We start from the raw sequence: 19,686 nt of genomic DNA, 5'->3' as shown, positions 1-19,686 counted from the left end.
TACTTTTCTTTGTCTTGCCAAAGAAAAGTAGGCAAAAGAAAGGCGCGCCCGAGATGGCGACCCCCTCCTTGAATTTTTGATACCGGGCGGGGAAGGGGGCAAACTCGCTGCGCTCAGACAAGCCCCCTTCCTTTTTCCGCCCGGTATCAAAAATTCAAGGCGCCATCTAGGGCGGGAAAAGCAAACCGTTGGTATGCGAGCCCTGTCTGGCGCGTGTTTCGTGCTGCTGAAGTGGTGCTCCGATGGTTTGGCCGTTCTTGCCCTATGCGGCGCCTTGAATTTGTGTTGCAGGGAGGAAAAAGAGAGGAGGCTGTCTGAGCGAAGCGAGTTTGCCTCCTCTCCCTCCCTGCAACACAAATTCAAGGAGGGGGTCGCCGCATCGGGCGCGCCTTTCTTTGCTTACTTTCTTTGGCAAGACAAAGAAAGTGAGTCGGCCCCGGCAGGGGACGAAACCCGGGATGGACCACAAGCACATAACCCAAGCCCATCACCTCCCCCCAAACAAAAGCCTCAATACCCCACAGGCGTAGGCACACTCCCCTTCTTCCCATAATTCAACCAGGCACTCGCCAGCTGGCCATGCAGTTCTTCGTTGGAGTTCACCGCCATCCCCAGATTGCGCAGCAGCCCGTCCTTCACGCCGTAGATCCAGCCATGCACGGTCAGCGGCTGCCCGCGTTCCCAGGCGTCCTGCACGACGGTGGTCAGGCACACGTTGTTGACCTGGTGGATGACATTGAGCTCGCACAGCCGGTCGTGCCGGTCCTGCTCGCGGATCACCGTGCCGAGGTAGGTGTCGTGCTGCTCGGCGACGTCGCGCACGTGGCGGATCCAGTTGTCCGCCAGCCCGAAGCGCTGGTTGGTCAGCGCGGCCTTCACGCCCGAGCAGCCGTAGTGCCCGACCACGGTGATGTGCCGGATCTTCAGCACTTCCACCGCGAACTGCAGCACCGACAGGCAGTTCAGGTCCGAGTGCACCACCACGTTGGCGATGTTGCGATGGACGAACACTTCGCCCGGCGGCAGGCCGATGATCTGGTTGGCCGGCACGCGCGAGTCGGAGCAGCCGATCCACAGGTATTCGGGGTTTTGCTGGTTGGCCAGGCCGGAGAAGAACGCCGGGTCTTCGGCATTGACGCGCTCGACCCACTTGCGGTTGTTCTCGAAGAGTTCCTTGATGCGATGTGGCATGTGTTTCCGTCTTGTTGTTGCGGGGTTCAGGCAGCGGCGCGCCGCAGCGGTGTCGCTGCGTTTCCCGGCGCGCTGTCGCCGTAGCGGTTGACGAAGCGTTCGCTCGCGTCGTACGCGTAGAAATCGTGGGTCTGCCCGGACAGCAGGCGCGCCTTGTGCGCCTGCCACATGGCCGGGTCGAAGAAGTCCGCATGGTGCCTGAGGAAGGCCTCGCGCACGCGCGGATCGCCCAGCAGGAAGGTCCCGTACGTCTGCGGGAAGATGTCGTGCGGGCCGACGCTGTACCAGACCTCGCCCGACATCTCTTCCTCTTCGTTGCGCGGCTGCGGCACGTCGCGGACGTTGCAGTCGGTCAGGTACTCGATCTCGTCGTAGTCGTAGAAGACCACGCGGCCGTGGCGCGTCACGCCGAAGTTCTTGTACAGCATGTCGCCGGGGAAGATGTTCGCGGCGATCAGTTCCTTGATGGCATTGCCGTATTCGATGATGCCGTGCTCGACCTGCGCGTCGGTGCCTTCGTGCAGCCAGATGTTCAGCGGCGTCATGCGGCGCTCGATGTAGACGTGGCGGATCACGATCTCGTCGCTGCCGTCGGCGCCGCGCTGGTATTCGACCATCGACGGCGCGTGCTTTTCCAGCTCCTTGATCAGCGCGTCGTCGAAGCGCGAGAGCGGGAAGGCCACGTCGGAATACTCCAGCGTATCGGCCATGCGGCCCACGCGGTCGTGCTGCTTCACCAACTGGTACTTGCTCTTGATCAGCTCGCGCGTGGTTTCCTTCGGCGGCGGGAAATAGTCCTTGATGACCTTGAACACGTACGGGTACGACGGCAGCGTGAACACCAGCATCACCAGCCCCTTGATGCCGGGCGCGATGATGAACTTGTCCGACGAGTGCTGCAGGTGGTGGAGGAAGTCGCGGTAGAACAGGTTCTTGCCCTGCTTCTGCAGGCCGAGCGAGGTGTAGATCTCGGCGCGCGGCTTGCGTGGCATCAGGTCGCGCAGGAAGGTCACGTAGGCGGACGGGATCTCCATGTCCACCATGAAATACGAGTGCGTGAACGAGAACAGGATCAGCAGTTGTTCCGGCCGCAGCAGCACGGTATCGAGCCGCAGCTGGCCATCGGCGCCGCGCATGATCGGTACCGCCAGCGGGTACGTCTTGTCGCCGTTGATCACGCGCCCGATGATGTACGCCGCGGTGTTGCGGAAGAACAGCGACGACAGCACGTGGATCTGGAAATTCGGCGCGATGCGGAAATCGCCGAAATGCTCGCCCACGGCGCGCACCACGTAGCCGATGTCGCGCGGCAGGTCTTCGAACGGCGCGTCGAGCTGGAAATTGTGCACGATGCGCTCGAGGCAGCCGCCCAGGCCCTCGCGCGAGCCGGGGTAGTAGGCGCGGTAGGTCGGCTTGGTGGGCGACTCCTCGTTCTCGATGTACTCCGTCGAGATGGCCGGCCGCAGGAAGATGAAATCGTTGTTGAAGTACGAGCGGTGCAGGATGCGCGTGCACACCGAGTTGAAGAAGGTCTCGGCGCACTCGGGCTGGTGATGGTTGGTCAGCAGGCCGATGAAGTGCAGCTTGATCTGGCGCCAGATTTCGTCGTCGATGTTCTCGGCGTCGTACTCGTCTTCCAGGATGACCGACGCCTCGCGCACACGCTCGTCGTAGTAGGCGATGCGGTCGCGCTGCAGCTGCTGCAGGCCCTGCCAGTCGCCGGCCTCGAACAGCGCCTTGGCCCGCACGCTCACCTCGCGGAACAAGCGGTAGTGCTTGTCGAACCCGTCGAGCATCGTGCGGGCGACGTCGAAGGCGATCTGCGAAGAGAGAAGCTTGGGAAAATGGGACATGGCGTGCGCGCTCGGGCAGGGCGGGGGCCGCAATGGGTAGATTGTATGGGCTTCGCCGTCCTGCATCGGCGCCTTATCCGTTTCGCCTATGGCGGCCACGCCACCCGTCACATGGTTTCGGCATACAGTTCGCGACCAATCAGCATGCGCCGGATTTCCGACGTGCCCGCCCCGATTTCATACAGCTTGGCGTCGCGCCACAGCCGCCCGGTCGGGAATTCGTTGATGTAGCCGTTGCCGCCCAGGATCTGGATGGCCTCGCCGGCCATCCAGGTGGCCTTCTCGGCGGTGTAGAGGATCACGCCCGCGCAGTCCTTGCGCACCTGGCGCACGTGCTCGCGGCCCAGCGCGTCGAGGTTCTTGCCGACCGTGTACAGGTAGGCGCGGCAGGCCTGCAGCGTGGTGTACATGTCGGCGATCTTGCCCTGGATCAGCTGGAATTCGCCGATGCTCTGGCCGAACTGCTTGCGGTCGTGGATGTACGGGGTCACCACGTCCATGCACGCCTGCATGATGCCGATCGGGCCGCCCGACAGCACGGCGCGCTCGTAGTCCAGCCCGCTCATCAGCACGCGGGTGCCGCCGTTTTCCTCGCCCAGGACGTTCTCGGCGGGCACTTCCACGTTGTCGAACACCAGCTCGCCCGTGTGCGAGCCGCGCATGCCGAGCTTGTCCAGCTTCTGCGCCACCGAGAAGCCCTTCATGCCTTTCTCGACGATGAAGGCCGTCATGCCGCGCGCGCCCAGCTCCGGCTCGGTCTTGCCGTAGACGACCAGCACGTCGCAGTCCGGCCCGTTGGTGATCCACATCTTGGTGCCGTTGAGCACGTAGCGGTCGCCGCGGCACTCGGCGCGCAGCTTCATGCTGACGACGTCCGAGCCGGCGTTGGGCTCGCTCATGGCCAGCGCGCCGATCCACTCGCCCGACACCAGCTTGGGCAGGTATTTCGCCTTCTGCGCCGGCGTGCCGTTGCGGTGGATCTGGTTGACGCACAGGTTGGAGTGCGCGCCATACGACAGCCCGACCGAGGCGGACGCCCGGCTGATCTCCTCCATGGCGATCATGTGCGCCAGGTAGCCCATGCCGCTGCCGCCGTATTCCTCCGCCACCGTGATGCCCAGCACGCCGAGGTCGCCCATCTGCTTCCAGGCGTCCATCGGGAACTGGTCGCTGCGGTCGATCGCTTCGGCGCGCGGCGCCAGCTCTGCCTGGGCCCAGTCGCGCACGGCGGAGCGCAGCATTTCGATGTCAACGCCTAGGTCGAATCTCAGGCCGGGCAGTTCAATCATGGTGGTCTCCTTGGGCGCGGCTCGGGCCGCGACGGTGTCTCGGGTGGATGGCGGTCGCGAGGCGCGCGCCGCTTGTGGCGGGCGCGCCGGATCGGAGGGTGCCGCGCTATTGTATTGACGTTTACGTAAACGTCAACTGTGCCGCCGCCGGTGCGCGCCGTCCGTCGATCAGGCCGCCTTGCGGCGCTTGGGTGCCTTGGCGGCACCGCCGCGCGCCTCGTCCAGCAGGTGGCGGCATTGCGTTTCGTGCTGGTCGATCTCGGCCAACTGGGCGTTGAGGTCTTCCAGCTGCTGCGTCAGCACCGCGCGGTGCTGCGCCAGGAACGTCAGCAGGCGCTCCAGCTGCGGCACCGTATCGCGCGGCGATTCGTACAGGTCCAGGATTTCCTTGATCTCGCCCAGCGACAGGCCGAGCCGCTTGCCGCGCAGCGTCAGCTTCAGGCGCGTGCGCTCGCGGGCGGAATAGACCCGGCGGCGCCCGCCCGGCCCCTGGCGGTCCGGCGACAGCAGGCCCTGGTCTTCATAGAAGCGGATGGCGCGCGGCGTGATGTCGAACTCGCGCGCAAGGTCGGTGATGGTGAAGCTGGCGTCGCCGCCCTCGTCGGGGTCGCCGGCAGCGGGGCCGGCGTCGAGGGGGTGGGCAGCGGACGGAGGAGAGACAGACATACGGCAGGTGATCCTGTGATGACGGGCGCACGCCGGGCGGCCACGTTGGACGTTTTCGCTTAAGATGGAAGGCCGGCTTGCGAATTGACGTTTACGTTAGCGTCAAAGCCGCCAGACCGCAATGCAGCGGCGACAAGAGGATAAGAAAGAGACCCCATCCATGAACGCGCTCGAACACCAACTCGACTATCCCCTGGGCGACACGCTGCCCGCAGGCGGCATCCGCCACCAGGTCGCGCCCGGCATCTACTGGCTGCGCATGCCGCTGCCGTTCGCGCTGGACCACATCAACCTGTGGTTGCTGCGCGATCGCCAGGACGGCCAGGACGGCTGGACCATCGTCGACTGCGGCATCAACCACGAAGCCATCCGCGCGTACTGGGAAACCCTCTTCGCCGACGGGCTCGACGGCCTGCCCGTGCTGCGCGTGCTGGTCACGCACTGCCATCCCGACCACGTCGGCCTGTCGCGCTGGTTGTGCGAAGGCGGCGACCACCAACGCTGGAACGTGCGCCTGTGGATGAGCCTGGGCGATTACGCCTTCGCCCGCATGCTGGTGGGCGGCACCGGCGCGTCCAATGCCGGGGGCGAGTCCGCCGCGCGCCATTTCGCCCGCCACGGCCTGACCGACGCCGAGGCCGTCGAGCGCATCCGCAACCGCAAGGACTACTACAGCACGCTGGTGCCGGGCGTGCCCGAGCAGTACCGCCGCATCATGGACGGCCAGGTCATCGCGATCGGCCCGCACCGCTGGCGTGTCATCACCGGCTTCGGCCACGCGCCCGAGCACGTCGCGCTCTACAGCGAAGATGCCGGCGTGCTGATCTCCGGCGACATGGTGCTGCCGCGCATCTCCACCAACGTCAGCGTGTTCGACATCGAGCCCGAGGCCGATCCGCTCACGCTGTATCTCACCTCGCTCGACAAGTACGAGACGCTGCCGGAAGACGTGCTGATCCTGCCCTCGCACGGGCGGCCGTTTCGCGGCCTGCACACGCGCATCCGCCAGCTGCGCGACCACCACGCCGACCGCCTCGCCGATACGCTGGCCGCGTGCCGGCGCGCGCCGAGCTCGGCACGCGACATCGTCGACGTCATCTTCAAGCGCCAGTTCGACGTGCACCAGATGACCTTCGCGATGGGCGAAGCGCTGGCCCACCTGCACGCGCTGTGGCACCGCGGCGAGGTGGTCCGCGCGCCGGGCGCCGATGGCATCATCCGATTCCACGCACCGGCCTGACGCCGACCAGGAGCCCAGCATGTCCGAACACGACGTTCTCGACGATACCGCCGCCGTGCTGCCGTTTCCCGCACACACGCCGCATGCGCCTTACTACGCGGTGATCTTCTCCTCGCTGCGCACCGACGGCGACAACGGCTACGGCGCCATGGCCGAGCGCATGGTCGAGCTGGCGCGCACCATGCCCGGCTTTCTCGGCATCGAATCCGTGCGCGACGAGGAGGCGGTGACGCAGGGGCGGCCCGGCATCACGGTGTCGTACTGGTCGTCGCTGGAAGCCATCCACGAGTGGAAGAACCAGGCCGAGCACCGCGCCGCGCAGCAGCGCGGGCGCGAGCAGTGGTATGCCGCATACCACCTGCGCATCTGCAAGATCGAGTACGACTACGGGTTCGCGCGCTGACCGGGTCCGGCGCGCCGCCAGGAACGAGAAAACCCGCCGGCTGGCGGGTTTTGTTTGGGGCCGCCAGTATGTAACAGGCGGGCGCGGCTATACCGGCCGTGACGAAGCCGGTTTGTTGTCGTGCAAGCGGAGCCGCTTTTGCCGCATCACAGTCCCAACCGATCCGGCCGCACGATCGTCGGCCCGATGAACACCAGCTTGCGCAGCGATGCGTTCGGTCCGTGCGGTTGCATCTTGAAGTGCGGGCGCCGCCAGTGGCCGCGCACTTCCCGATGCGTTTCGCCTTCCCCAAGCCCGGAGGCTGGCATGGCATCCAGGATCGCCGGTCCAACGATATGCCGGTCATACAGCAGTTCGATCTGCGCGAGCCGTTCGGCTCGCTTGCGCTTGCCCAGGCCGCCGAGGTTTCTCGGGGCATCGGTGTAGGCGCGATCGTCCACCACGTGCGCGTCCCGCACGGCTAGATACAACAGCATCTTCGCCGCATAGTCCAGCGCACTGCGCCAATGCTGGCGGCTTGCCTCGTTTTCCACCTGCGACTGCCGGAAGCCCTCGTCGATCACCTGGAGAATCGTCTTGCCGGACTCCTCCAGTGACAGGTTCAGCCAGCGCATGACTTCGAAGTGCTTTTCATTCGGCGACCTGGATAGCGTGACAACGCTGAGCGAATCCGCCTCCCTGAAGAGCACGATCGCCTCCATCCCGCCCGGCCTGTTCCAGTTCGATGGCTCCGGCGTAATGCACAGCGTGTCCGTCGGCAACGCCAGCATGCCGATCGGGACGTCGTCGGCGATGTAGGCGGCATCGAGCAGCCGGTGCAACGCCGGCGTCGGTTCGTAGAACACACCGTCGCGCACCTCGAATGCCTGCCAGACGGCGCTCATCGAGGCGATGTCGGCCAGTCCCTGGGCCGGCATGCAATTCGTCCCATACGGCAGAACGTAGGTCGTGAAGCCTGGCACTTCTTCGATGAGGCCCCTGCCCGGCTCGCCTTTCAGTACCGCCCCAAGGTCTCTATCGAACGTCGCCTTCACGTGCTCCCGCAGCGTCCGCCAAGCCGCAATCGCGCCCGTCGCACGGTGTCGGATCGCGGGGGGCAGGCGAGCGTACTTCGGCCTCTTGGTCTCGTTGCTTTTCTCCAGCGCCTCGATCAACAGCCGGCGCATCGTCACGGCGTGCCGGCTCCTGATTTCTTCTTGAGTGGGGGTGCCCTCCACCAGTGGCTGCGCTCCACGCTTCTTCATGTAGGCGGACACGAACGTTGGAGGGTGCAGGACTTCGATCTGCATGGCACCCTCGCTCGTCAAATGCCGGCTGTCGTGGGCGAATTCCATATGCAGGTCTTTGCCCAAGTTCATCTGGGCAACCGGCGGAGCCGGCCGCATGCCAAGCCAGCGAGCGAGTTCGGGTTGAACCTTGCGCCAGACGCCATCGGCATCCCAATCGAATTCCTCGAAGTCGCGAGACTTGATCGTGTTGCCGCTGGATATCCACAACGTCACGCCAGGCACGACACCCGCGCAGCAAACGGGTCTTCCGCCGAGTGCAAACGATGCAAGCAGGGCGATCCTGAACACGCTTTGCGTGCTGCGGGTCGGTCCTCCTGAAACACTCAGGCGGGTGCCCTCGCGGAAGCTCCGGATCGCGCCAGCGAGCGAAGTTCGTGCTGCATGCGGCGCCTGCGCAGGGCGTGTGCTGGCGTCCGAGGGGGATACCACCGAGCCATTCGTGTTCGGTTCGAGCTGCGCAGCGTTACGCGGGGAGGCGGGTTCGCTGAGCATCGCTGCGATCTGCGCCTGGTATGAGCCTGTCATGTGTAGAACAGCATCCATGAAGTTTCATGAAGTGGCTGCCGATCACAGCCTTGCGACACAGCAGACTGTGTCTGCCGGAGATCGCCATGCGGCAAGGTCAGCAGGACGAGGTGCGACGCGCAGGCGCCGCGGATCAGGATCGGCCCGATTCCGGCACACTCGAAATCAGTACCGCACCACACGATGTCTTGTGGCCGTCGAATGCGGCGGGTTGGCCGGCGACGATGAACGCCGCATCGCCCTCCGCGATCGTGCAATCTTGATGGCCCGGCACTGGGCAGGAGCAGCGGTCACCTTTGCGGGCCACGGCACGGCCCATGACGCTGCTGGCTGGAGCGCCGGTGGAGCGGCCCCACGTATCTGAGGACACAAGGACACTCTTAAAATAAGGGATAGTCTTGTGCCTATCAGTAAGCCTAGTCATTACGTGGAATCCATCGAAGTTCTGACCGAGCCGGAGCGCCGTCGTCGGCGCACGGCACAGGAAAAAATCGCCATCGTGCAGGAAACGCTGGCACCGGGCGCATCGGTGTCTGCCGTTGCGCGGCGGCACGGCGTGAACCCGAACCAGGTGTTCGGCTGGCGCAAGCAATACCAGGAAGGCAGCCTGGCGGCAGTGCAAGCGGGCGAAACCGTTGTGCCTGCATCGGAGCTGGCCGCAGCCATCAAGGAAATCAAGGAACTGCAGCGGCTACTCGGAAAGAAAACGATGGAAGTCGAAATCCTGAAAGAAGCCGTCGAGTGGGGTCGGTCAAAAAACCTGATTGCGCGCTCGCCCTTGTTGCCGGGGGACGACCATTGAAAACGGTCTGCGAAGTTCTCGGCGTGGCGCGCTCTGGCGTGGCGGTGAAGCAGGTTCGCTCGTCCGGTTGGCAAGATGGTCGCCGTGCCAAGCTGACCGACGACACGGAACTGGTCGAGGAAATCCTGGCCCATGTGGCGCACTTGCCGACCTACGGCTACCGGCGCATCTGGGCGCTGCTGCGACGCAGTCGTGAGATAGTCGGCGCGCCGTGCATCAACCACAAGCGCGTCTATCGGGTCATGCGCGAGCATCAGTTGCTGCTGAGCCGTCCTGGCGTGCGTCGAGACAAGCGGCGACACGACGGTCGGGTAGCCGTGGACCGGAGCAATGCTCGTTGGTGCTCGGATGGCTTCGAATTCCGTTGCGACGATGGCACGCCGCTGCGCGTAACGTTCGCGTTGGACTGCTGCGACCGAGAAGCGATTAGCTGGGCGGCAACCACAGGCGGACATAGCGGTGACGTAGTGCGTGACGTGATGCTGGCTGCGGTGGAACAGCGTTTCGGCACCACGCAGGCTACTCAGCCCATCGAATGGCTGACGGACAATGGCTCGGCCTACATCGACCACCGCACGCGCCGCTTTGCGCGCGAGCTGGGCCTGGAGCCACTGACCACGCCCGTGCGTTCGCCGCAGAGCAATGGCATGGCCGAATCATTCGTGAAGACCATGAAGCACAATTACGTCGCCTATATGGACAAGCCCGATGCGCCAACGGCGCTCTCGCGTCTGGCTGTTGCGTTTGAGCATTACAACGAGCGTCACCCGCACAAAGCCCTGAAATACCGCTCGCCTCGCGAGTTCAGGCGTGCTGCCGCGTCATCAACCTAACGGTGTTCGCGTGTCCTGAGTTACAGGGGCAACTCCAGCCGGTTTCCACACGGCCGCCGTGGCTGGTGAGGTCACCTACTCGGATGATTCCTCGCATCGAATGCCTCCGTTGCTACTTGTCTTTACGAGAAACGAAACGGTCCACAGAGCAGTGTCATGGCCCGACTGCAAGCGCGGCACTTGGAGCAACCAAAACGACGATCAAGGGGAACAACACAACCGCACCGATCACAAGCGCGCCATCGGCCGTCAGGGTCACAGGCGTGGCAAGGAGCCGGACGGCTTTGCCGGCTGGCGTGATCGCGTCAGTCACATTGATTTCGTAGGGCTCGTTGAATGCGGACGGCACCTGCTCCTGCTTGAAACCATCCGTTCGGTAGCGTGTGCCGCTCACAGAACCTTGCAGCGCAAGAACTCCGTAATGCTCTGTAAATCCGTCTGCCAGTGCGCGTTGACGGTCTTCCGCTGTCATGCGGGTGCGGGCGTCATGGACTTGAAGGTTAAATTTTCCGGTGATCTTGTCGCCTTCCGCGACAAAGTCATAGAGAGACGCCGTGACCCGTTTCCGGTAAGGAGCCGACAGCACCGCCTGAAGATGCTCGGGCATATCCAGGATGTAGTGATATTGCTTGCCGAGCACGACGAGTTTCTTGCCGTTTTCGCTTACCAGGAAGCGATCGACCGTTTCCTTGTATCTGCCATCCTCGAACAGCATGGCTGTGCACCCCATCAAATTGGCAGATGCAAGGAACGCACCGGTGGTCAGCAGTGTTCTTCTCTTCATGATGATGTCTTCTCTGTTGCCGATCTCAGGCAAAGATGTATTCGCAATCGGATCGGTGGATCGGTATATGGCATGCGGGAGGCATCGCAGCTGAGAGCAATACTCTGCGTGCTGCCCGCACTTACCAGGAATAGCCCTGCACGGTGCCGTAGTTCTCGCCATGGCGATGGCCCCACCACGGCAAGTACGCGTTGTTCTCGCCGCGGGCGCGGAACCAGTCCTTGTCCGGGTCGATGGGTGTGAGCTTGGACGGCGGGGCCACCACCACGGCGGTGGGGTGCTCGGGATCGGTCGTGCCGGCCACCAGCACGCTGCCGCCCAGGTGGTTGGCGCGGGCAATCGCCAAGGCCATGTTGGTCAGCGCCGAGCCCGCGCCCATGTCGCCCAGCAGGCCCGCCGTGTTGAAGGTCTGCTTCTGGTAGTCGAACTCCAGCATCGTTTCGGTGAGGGTGCGGCTCAGGCCGGCAAGGCGTTCCGATGCGGCATCCGAACCCTTGCCCGCGTCGTGGATGGTGTAGTGAATGTCCGCGATGCCGTGGCCCGCGTTCTTCGCGGCGGCCTCGATGGTGGCCTTCCATGCCTGGATCACGCGGGTGGTGCCGGCCTTGCGTTCGTGGTCGTTGATGTTGCCGGTGGCGGCGCGGCCGATCCAGGCCAGCGGGTCGCGCTCGGTCTTCAGGTCCGGGCCGGCGAGGAACAGCACGGCGAGGTTTTCGTTGATCTTCGCTTCCTTCGACGGGAAGTCGGGCGCGTCCCAGTTCATCACCCACACGCTTTCCTGCGGGTGGGCTTGCAGGTAGTCGAGTGCGGCGTTGAGGGAGGTGAAACCGGCGTTGGCGCCGCCCTGGGTGATGCGCACATCGGGGGGCGTGTCGCGGCTCCACAGGCTTTTGAAATACTCGTTACCGATATTAAAAGCACTCTCCATCTCTTCTCGCAGATACGTCTGCGTCTCGACCGGATCAAGCCGTTTCGCCGGCACCGCCAATTCCACATGGATGCCCGCCAGTTCCCGCCACTCCTTGCGGTCCTTCGAGGCTACCGTATAGAAATACTTCGAGTTCATCGCGTAGCGGTCAGCGAGCAGCACCATAAGCTTGCTGACGTATTTCTCGTAGTACCCGTCGAATGATTCCTTCCCCCAATTGCCGAATGCAACCCCGACAATCTTCTGAAGTGAAGAGTATTTTTGGGGGTTCGTGCGCACCATATCGTCGTTCTTGTTGGGCTTCACCAGCCCCAGCGTCCACAGCAATTGCCACTCGGTCGGGTAGTCGCGTCGTTGCAGCGGGTTCAGCCATTCGAGGCCCACCACTTGCGCCATGAAGGGCTTGGCGGGCTCCACAGCCGCGGGCGCGGCTTCCGCCTTGGGCGTGGCCGCTAGCGCGGAGCGTTGCATGAACGCCGTGCTCAGCAAGAACACCGCGAAGGCCAGCAGGGCCGGCATGATCACCAGTCGCTTCATCAATTCCTCATCGCTGTAAATGCGGGCGCTCGTTTGCTCGGCATGCACCATCCACGCCAGCATCAACCCCGCCGATAACACCAGAATACCCAACGCCAGCCCGAGCCGGCGCGGCCACGTCGCAATCAACATCCTCATGCCACCGCCCCCAGCACCAGATGCACATCACCCTCCCGCTCGTCGACGATACCCGGTGGCATTTGGGCCTCCTCGGCCTTCTTGACCCATTCATGTAATGGTGTCTTCTTCCCCATCACCCCGGACTTGAAATATTGCGCATATATCTTGTTCGGGTGGCCTTTATCCAGCCCGTCCCCGAACCGCCAATCGGCTTCAATGCGCAGCTCGTTCATCTCTTCGAGCGTCAGATAGTTCACCCCAATTGCCACGTCATAGGCGAGCGCCTTCTCCGCATGCATGGGGTTGGTCATGATGGTCGAGTGGTTCGACGGGTTGTTGTTCTTGCCGCTATCCAGAATCTCCACCACCTGCTTGGTCTGCCACGTCTTGTAGCCCTCGGGCATCTCGCTCTTGCCGTCCTCGCCGATCACGTTGCCGTTCGCGTCCACCCAGGCGTGGTTGCCGGTGCGCCGCGCACGCATGCGCACGATGGCGTGGTCTTCGTAGCGCTGCGCGGCCTCGGTTCCCACGTCGCCCTGCGCGGCCATGTCGGCCTGCTTGCCCTGGTAAGTGTCGTAGGGGTCGTCTGTCCGCTTGTCCTCGTCTGCCTTGCGTGCATTGCGCGCTGCCGACTGCGGGTCGTTGCCCTCGTTGAAATCGCTGTGGGCGCTGCCATCGGTCACGGAAGCCACCCTGCCGTAGCGGATCGCCTGCGGGGTGAACGGCTCGTCCAGTGGCGGTGCATTGGCCGTCACCCTCCAGCCCTCGGGCGGATCGGCGTTGACGCGCATCATGTTCAGCGCGGACGTGGCGAGCGTCACGATGTACAGCACCGGAGCCACGGCCGTGGTCCCGACCGTGCCCCACACGGTTTCGTTGCCGCTCAGCGCGCGCACCAGCCCGAACCTGGCGGTCGGCGAGGGTGGATACCAGAAGCCCGGCGTCTCGCTCTTGCCATAGCGCCAGTCGTCTTTCCAGGTGTCGTAGACAGGGGGCTTGTCGCCATTCCACTGGCCCACCGCGAAGCCCGAGGCGAAGACGCGCTGCGTGAACACACCCGCGCCCCCGGTCGCTTTCACCTCGGCATCGCTCATGCCGCGCCAGCCGATGCCCCGCACGGTGGTGGCGGAAATCACCTGATCGTGCGGGCAGCTATAGAGCGTCACGCGGCCGCAGGTCTTGCCGTTGAGCCCGTGCGCCTTGCGGTCGTCCGCCGCGTTGAAGGGCTTGCCGCCGCTCTCGGAGGTGCGCGTGTTGGCCATCTCCTCGTCGATCTCGGCGGCGTCCATATCGCAATCGGCGCGCTTGCGGAGGATGTCGAAGAACGCCTTGAGCGTCCGCGTGCGCGCGCTGTGGGTCTCGCGTCCGCGCCGGCCCGCGCTGTCCTGCGTTTCGCGCTGTGCCCAGTTGTCCATGCCGATGTTCTCTTCCAGGCTGTAGGGCGCGTTCGCCAGCACGTAGGCATCGGCCACGCAGCGCCCGCGCCTGCCCCAGGGGTCCGTGACCTCGGGCATCTGGTCGCCCAGGAAGGCGGCGGTGATGCCCACCATGTTGCCCTGGCTGTGGCACACGACCGTGATGGGCACGTCCGCCTGCTTCTTGCGGATCGACCCGATCAGCTTGGCGAGGCGCAGCGCGGCCAGCACGCCGTAGGAACGCGGCGGGGTGCGATAGAGCGGGCGGTTGGTCGGGTTCATGCCTTGCAGACTGATGAAGCCGAAGGCACGCGTGTCCAGCCCCTCGTGCCACAAGTCCGGCAAGGCGGTGCAGCCATTGGCGAAGGGGCCACCGCCCCAGTAGTTCTGCTCGTTGAGGAAGATCTTGTCGCCGAACTCTTTCAACTCTTCCTTGTTGGCCTTGTAGCCCCAACGGAAGTGGATGGCCGGGGAATAGGAGGGATCGGGCAAGACATAGGTTTCCGCCGCCATGTCCGGATTGAGGAAGCCGTCCGGCGTCAGTCCCTCGATGTAGTGGGCGGGCTTGAGCTGCCCGTCCTTGAACGCGACCTGATCGTCCAGGCGGCCAAGCCGGCGGTTTCCGCCCTTGCACAAGCCCTCCTCGGCGGCGGTGAACCATTCGCCGTCGGAGTTGACGCCGTGCACGAAGATCACGATGCCGGGCAGGGGCGAGCGCTTGACGCAAATCAGTTCGCGGTGGTCGAACAGGGTCAAGCCTGTCACGCTGCCAACGAGGATGCGCGGTGAGTCGGAAGTCGAATCCGTCATGGGTTTAGCTGCGTTTCTTGAAGAAGTTGACGACCAGTTGTTCGAGCCGGCCGCTCTTGACGGCGGAAAGCTCGCCTGAGGCATTGGTCTGGCCCGGCGAGGCGCCTCCGGTGGCTTGCTTGACTTCGCCCTGGTAGCCGCTCGCGGCCGACCGGTCCAGGTCGCGCACCAGCTTGGGCACGCGCCCAACCGCGCCGTGGTCGAACTTGGGCAGGTCCGCGCTCATGCTCGCCGGGCCCTCCCATTGGTGACCGGCATTCTTGGAAACGAACGGACCATTCCCGCCCACCTCGACGGTGTCGCCGTGCAGCTTCAGATAGGCCCCTTCCGGCGTCATGAACACAATCTCTTTGGCGACGCCCACGAGCTTGCCGTCCACGGCTGTCCAGTGGATGTTCTTGGCCGAGTCGATCAGCGTGTCGTCGGCCTGGCTCTGCAGGCGCAGCTTGCCCTGGTTGGCAATGGCCGAGATGCCGTCCTGATGCGCAAAGAGCGACAGGCCGCCGCCCGCATGCAGGTTGGTGCGCTCGCCGCTGGTGATCTGCACATGCTTCTGTGCAACGGTATCGACGTTGCTGCCGGCATAGGTCACCACAGCCTTGGGCGTCGCCAGGCTGATGCCGGCCGGCGCGGTGATGCCGATGGCGGCCTGCGCGGCGGGGTCGCCCTGCGTGGTGCCCGGCTGGTCGGGCCAGCCCTTGATGGTGGCGGCCAGCGCGTCCTGCGGCTGCGCGTCCATCGCAACGCCCTGATGCTGTTCAGCGTAGTCGCCCAGGCTCTTGAACAGGTCCAGGCTGTCCTGCATCAATTGCAGGTATGCCTCGCGCTCCAGTTGCTCGCCGCTGGCCTTCAGGCGCTGCCACGCTGAGAGCAGCATCGCCATGCCGCTGCGCACGGCCACGTGGGCATCGCTGCGCGCCTCCAGCCCTTCGCCGCGCGGCGTGCCCTGGCCTTCTTCGCGCGGGTGGGTCAGGTAGCCGAGATTGATCTGGCTGTGCGCATGCGTGCTGGCAAGCTGGCCGCTGATCTGGCCGGAGGTGTCGTCCAGGCGGAGCTGATTGTGGCCCGGGCCTTTGATCTCCTGGGTCTTGATCCCGGACACGTACCGGTTGCCGGGCAGCGAACCCGTGTTGCTGAACGTGGCCGGCATGTTGTTCCACCCCGGCAAGACAGCCGTGATGTACGGCCGGTCGGGGTCGCCGTTGGCGAAGGCCACGAGCACTTCCATCCCCGCGCGCAACGGCAGGTTGATGCCGTACTGCTGCCCCGCCCAGAGGTTGCCCGCCCGCACCCAGGCACTGTCCCGATCGGTGCCACTGGTGCCCGCGCCTTGCGCGTGTGCGTGGTCTTCGGCGTGCAGTCCGACGAATTGCAGCTTGTAGCGGCCCATCGCATCGCAGTGCACGTCCTCGCCTTGCGGGCCGACGACCACAGCGCTCATCGGCTCGGTACGCGGCAAGTCGATGCGGGGGTCGTAGTCAGGGGTCAGTGGCACACCGCGCAGCACGCAGGTGAAGGTGTTCTCATAGCGCACCTCGGCCTTGTCGCCATCTGAGCGCATCTCGATGTGCCAGCCGCTGGCCTCAGCTAGCGCCCGCGCCTGTTCGCCCAACGTCTTTGGAAAGTTGTTGATGACCTGCTGGTGCTGGCCGGTGACCACGAACTCGCGCTGTCTCGCCTCGCGCCGGTCCACCTGCCGATGGCCGCGCAATGTGAACCAGAAACCGGGCGTCAGGTTGCGCACGTCGCTGGCCGCATACACGCACGCGGCGCGGCGCTCGTGGGCCTGCATGCGCAGCTTGCCCTCGCGCTGGTAGTCCTCGCGCGAATCGCCCGCGTGCGGCCGGTCGACGGCCGCATCCGTCATCAGGCGCGCGAGGTCGTTGCCGGCTTTGCCCTGATCGAGCATCGTATCGACTTCGACCCGATCCACCTTGCCGGTTTCATGATCTGGGCTCGTGCCCGGGATGGCGCCGGGAATCAGGCTGCGCGCCTCGCTCCAGCGGGTGATCGAATCGCGCGCCTTGACGGCGGCGCCGTAGTGGTAGGGCACCGTGCCCGCTGCCGACTGCGGCAGGCGCATCGGATCGTCGCAGAACACTAGTGTGTGCACGGGCGCGTTGCTGGCGGAGCCGTCGCGCGTGCCGGCCTTGACGAAACACCAGATGCCGTCGTGCCGCGTCATGCGATCGAGAAAGCCGTAGTCCGACTCGTCCAGCTGGAGCGTTTGCGCACGCTTTGGGTAGCGTCCACGGTCGAGCAACAGCTCGAAATCGAATACACGGTCCATGGCGGCACTGCGCTGTTGCCACTCGCCCAGCATCGTTTCCAGAATCTCGGGCACGCTCTTTCCGACGAAGGTGCGCATGTTCCGGCGCCCGCGCATCAGGGACATGGCGTCACCGACCGTGAGCCGGTAACTCGTGAGCGTGCCATCGGACTGGCCGGACTGTATGTCCGTGATGACCCCGTTGATCGGGTACAGCACGCCCTCGTCCGTCGCCAGTTGGATTGACACGGGCACGCCGAGCAGATCCTGCTGCGGCAAATCAGGATGCTCCGACAGGCAGATCACCTGGGCCTGAAGGCCGGTGCACAGTCCTTGGCGGATATCGGCGTACTGCGGCACCAATCGGGCCGCGGTGCTTCCTGTCTGGCCAAAGTCCAGACGCATGGCGCGACGGTTCTGGGCGAGCACGCCGAAATGCGCGCGCGGTGGTCGAGTCGGATTCATGTCAGCGTTCATCGATGCAAGAGAAAACGGCGTAACAGACAAACCGCTGTCACGCCGCTCGAGAGGCAAAACAGGATCGAATGCGAAAATTGGAAGATGGCCGCCAGAAAATATTCAACAAATCGAATCGCAGATATTCGAGATATTGAATGGGCTCGACATTGTCGCGCCTTGCCCCCCCCCAAGCCAGCCATGGGTTGGCGGGGAATCCCGTTTCCAGGTTGATGAGTGTATTCATCAGCCTGGCCGGGCACAAGGGCACTTTCGTGCCTTTTTGACCGCGTGCGGTGCGGTGCGCTGCTAGGCGTTTATCTCTTTTGATTTAAGAGCCCGTAACAAAAGAGCACCGTTGAAAAACGGATCGTCAGTCGCCGGTGTTCATGCGTGTTTTCACCGCAGTGGTTTGAGTGCGCTTTTTCCGGCGTGAAGAATCAACGAGGCTCGTGATTCAGTGGTCGGTGTAGGGACGTGCAAAACAGAGGGGCGGCAATGCGTCCGTAATTGCAGTTGTGCAGAACACCCTGGTTGTCTTCGGGCTTGCAGTGCTTGCGCGCTGAGCGGGGCGCTGCTGCTCGCGCCGTCATCAAGATCAGCAGCGCTGCATGTGGGTCCCGGCTTCAGCGCAGCTCGTGCGCCAGCCGCCCCAGGTAGCGCACCCCTTCGATCGCCCGGCTGCCGTACCACGACACCATCTCGCCATCCACGAGGTAGACCGGCTTGCCGATCTGCTTCTCCAGCGCGTCCGCATGGGCCTCGGTGAAGCTGTAGGGCTCGGTGGACAGCAGCACGCAGTCGATGTCGCGCACCACCTCGTCGCTCCAGCGGAACGTGGGATAGCGCGTATCGGGCCGGTTGGGGCGGGCGCAGTCGCCGTGCCTGCCCGTGCCGCATTGCACCGGCGCCGGGTCTTCGGGCCAGGTCTGGCAGCCGATCAGCGCCAGCATGCGTGAGATATAGGTGTCGCGCGCGACGGTCATCCACGGGTCCTGCCAGATCGCGTACAGCACCCGGCGCAGCGGGAACACCTGGCCGCGCAGGGCCGCCAGCTCGCGCGCGAGCGCCTCGGACAGCCGCTGCGCCTGGGCCTCGCGCCGGAAGATGCCGCCCAGCAAGCCGTATAGCGTCAGGTTGTCCTCCGGCGCGCACGGGTGCGTGACGATGACATGGGGGACGAACTCGCGCAGCTTGTCGGCTGTCTCGCGCGTGTTCTCGTCGATGTTGACGATGACGTGCGTGGGCGCCAGCTCGCGCAGCCGGTCGAGCTTGACCGTCTTGGTGCCGCCGACCTTGGGAATGGCCCGCACCGCCTCGCGCGGGTGGATGCAGAAGCCGGTGCGCGCGACGAGCTGTCCGCCCAGGTCCAGCGAGAACAGCAGGTCGGTGATGGACGGCACCAGGCTGGCGATGCGCGGCGTGGTGTCGACGGGGGCGTGCGCCTGTCCGAGCGCGTCGGTGAAGGTCATCAGGAGATTCCGGGGTTGCGGGGCTTGCGCGGCGCGTGCGCGAAGGCGAAGTCGTACAGCCAGCGCGGCAGCACGTGGAGCAGGCCGGCGACCACGCCCATCTGCCACGGCAGCACCTTGAAGCGCGCGCCGCGGTCGATGGCCTGCACGGCACGCTCGGCAAAGCGGTCCGCCGGCATCAGGAAGGGCATCGGATAGGGGTTGTGCTCGGTCATCGGCGTGCGGATGTAGCCGGGCGCAAGGGTGACCACGCGCAGGCCCGGTCGCCGCTTCGGGCTGAACTCCACGCGCAGGCTCTCCATCAGCTTGATCACCGCCGCCTTGGACGCGCTGTAGGCCGCCGCGCCCGGTAGGCCCCGCACGCCCGCCACGCTGGCGATGCCCACCAGCGTCCCGCCCGGCCGGCCGGGTTCGGCGCGCGCGAGCATGGGCCCGACGAAAGGCTGCAGGGTATGGAGCACCCCCATCCAGTTGGTTTCCATCACGGCGGCAAAGGCGGGCAGGTCGCCGGCCTCGCGCAGGTCGGTGCCCACCGAGATGCCGGCATTGGCGATCACCACGTCGGGCACGCCGGCCACGGCCATGAATGCCGAGGCGGCGTCGTGCATCGACCGGGCATCGCGCACGTCCGCGGCATAGCAGTGGACAGCGATGCCCGCCGGCAGCGTCTGCACGAAGCCGTGCAGGGCATCGACGCGGCGCGCGACCAGTCCGAGCGTGGCGCCGCGCGCGGCGTACTGGCGGGCCAGCGCCTGGCCGATGCCGCTCGACGCGCCGGTGATGAAGACGATCTGACTCATGCGG

At 64.8% G+C, this 19,686-nt stretch carries 16 protein-coding genes; 3 read left to right on the top strand and 13 right to left on the bottom strand.

Annotated elements, in window-relative coordinates; all coding sequences use genetic code 11:
• Positions 1-510: 510 nt before the first annotated feature.
• From can to GO999_RS15370, 4 genes are all read right to left on the bottom strand, one after another.
• Complete coding sequence (gene can / locus GO999_RS15385) at positions 511-1,191, bottom strand: carbonate dehydratase (RefSeq protein WP_011000244.1); 681 nt, start codon at positions 1,189-1,191, stop codon at positions 511-513.
• A gap of 26 nt (positions 1,192-1,217) precedes the next feature.
• The gene (gene aceK, locus GO999_RS15380) at positions 1,218-3,044 is read right to left on the bottom strand and encodes a bifunctional isocitrate dehydrogenase kinase/phosphatase (RefSeq protein WP_011000245.1); all 1,827 of its coding nucleotides are present in this window, start codon (positions 3,042-3,044) and stop codon (positions 1,218-1,220) included.
• A gap of 107 nt (positions 3,045-3,151) precedes the next feature.
• A complete protein-coding gene (locus GO999_RS15375; RefSeq protein WP_011000246.1) occupies positions 3,152-4,333 on the bottom strand; it encodes an isovaleryl-CoA dehydrogenase in 1,182 nt (393 codons plus the stop codon).
• 168 nt (positions 4,334-4,501) lie between these two features.
• Entirely contained in the window at positions 4,502-4,999 is a 498-nt protein-coding gene (locus GO999_RS15370) for a MerR family transcriptional regulator (protein WP_011000247.1), read from the bottom strand.
• A gap of 160 nt (positions 5,000-5,159) precedes the next feature.
• Here GO999_RS15370 and GO999_RS15365 point away from each other — a divergent pair, with 160 nt between their 5' ends.
• Positions 5,160-6,239, top strand: coding sequence for an MBL fold metallo-hydrolase (locus tag GO999_RS15365; RefSeq protein ID WP_016722383.1), 1,080 nt, complete (start codon positions 5,160-5,162; stop codon positions 6,237-6,239).
• A 19-nt stretch (positions 6,240-6,258) separates the two neighbouring features.
• A complete protein-coding gene (locus GO999_RS15360; RefSeq protein WP_197343789.1) occupies positions 6,259-6,642 on the top strand; it encodes an antibiotic biosynthesis monooxygenase family protein in 384 nt (127 codons plus the stop codon).
• A 146-nt stretch (positions 6,643-6,788) separates the two neighbouring features.
• Here the strand turns inward: GO999_RS15360 and GO999_RS15355 are convergent, their stop codons facing one another.
• Both GO999_RS15355 and GO999_RS15350 read right to left on the bottom strand, forming a co-directional pair.
• A complete protein-coding gene (locus GO999_RS15355; protein ID WP_248283718.1) occupies positions 6,789-8,474 on the bottom strand; it encodes an AcrVA2 family anti-CRISPR protein in 1,686 nt (561 codons plus the stop codon).
• 115 nt (positions 8,475-8,589) lie between these two features.
• Positions 8,590-8,850 (bottom strand): PAAR domain-containing protein, encoded by a 261-nt coding sequence (locus GO999_RS15350; protein ID WP_211906791.1) that lies wholly within the window; start codon positions 8,848-8,850, stop codon positions 8,590-8,592.
• Positions 8,851-8,892: 42 nt separating this feature from the next.
• On the opposite strand from GO999_RS15350, the gene GO999_RS15345 reads away from it, so the two are divergent.
• Positions 8,893-10,091 (top strand): IS3 family transposase gene (locus GO999_RS15345; protein WP_197362529.1). Its coding sequence is split into 2 segments (ribosomal slippage): positions 8,893-9,208 and positions 9,208-10,091, totalling 1,200 coding nucleotides; the frame shifts between segments, so codons are not numbered across the junction.
• Positions 10,092-10,245: 154 nt separating this feature from the next.
• Here GO999_RS15345 and GO999_RS15340 read toward each other — a convergent pair.
• From GO999_RS15340 to GO999_RS15310, 7 genes are all read right to left on the bottom strand, one after another.
• Complete coding sequence (locus tag GO999_RS15340; RefSeq protein ID WP_019717437.1) at positions 10,246-10,908, bottom strand: hypothetical protein; 663 nt, start codon at positions 10,906-10,908, stop codon at positions 10,246-10,248.
• Positions 10,909-10,996: 88 nt separating this feature from the next.
• Positions 10,997-12,478, bottom strand: a complete 1,482-nt coding sequence (locus GO999_RS15335; RefSeq protein ID WP_211906363.1) for a virulence factor — start codon at positions 12,476-12,478, stop codon at positions 10,997-10,999.
• Entirely contained in the window at positions 12,475-14,685 is a 2,211-nt protein-coding gene (locus GO999_RS15330; protein ID WP_211906362.1) for a T6SS effector phospholipase Tle3 domain-containing protein, read from the bottom strand. The genes GO999_RS15335 and GO999_RS15330 overlap by 4 nt, the downstream gene beginning before the upstream one ends.
• A 4-nt stretch (positions 14,686-14,689) precedes the next feature.
• Complete coding sequence (locus tag GO999_RS15325; protein WP_408004885.1) at positions 14,690-17,419, bottom strand: type VI secretion system Vgr family protein; 2,730 nt, start codon at positions 17,417-17,419, stop codon at positions 14,690-14,692.
• 49 nt (positions 17,420-17,468) lie between these two features.
• The gene (locus tag GO999_RS15320) at positions 17,469-17,657 is read right to left on the bottom strand and encodes a hypothetical protein (protein ID WP_211906360.1); all 189 of its coding nucleotides are present in this window, start codon (positions 17,655-17,657) and stop codon (positions 17,469-17,471) included.
• Between the two features lie 379 nt (positions 17,658-18,036).
• Positions 18,037-18,882, bottom strand: a complete 846-nt coding sequence (locus GO999_RS15315) for a helical backbone metal receptor (RefSeq protein WP_016724192.1) — start codon at positions 18,880-18,882, stop codon at positions 18,037-18,039.
• Positions 18,882-19,682: an SDR family oxidoreductase gene (locus GO999_RS15310; protein WP_021155904.1), complete on the bottom strand. Its 801-nt coding sequence runs from the start codon at positions 19,680-19,682 to the stop codon at positions 18,882-18,884. Before GO999_RS15310 ends, GO999_RS15315 begins: the two co-directional genes overlap by 1 nt.
• Between the last annotated feature and the right edge of the window lie 4 nt (positions 19,683-19,686).

The sequence above is a fragment of the Ralstonia nicotianae genome (assembly GCF_018243235.1).
Lineage (GTDB): Bacteria > Pseudomonadota > Gammaproteobacteria > Burkholderiales > Burkholderiaceae > Ralstonia > Ralstonia nicotianae.
The sequence above is the reverse complement of the archived record's forward strand: the minus strand, read 5'-3'. Positions and strand labels throughout refer to the sequence as shown.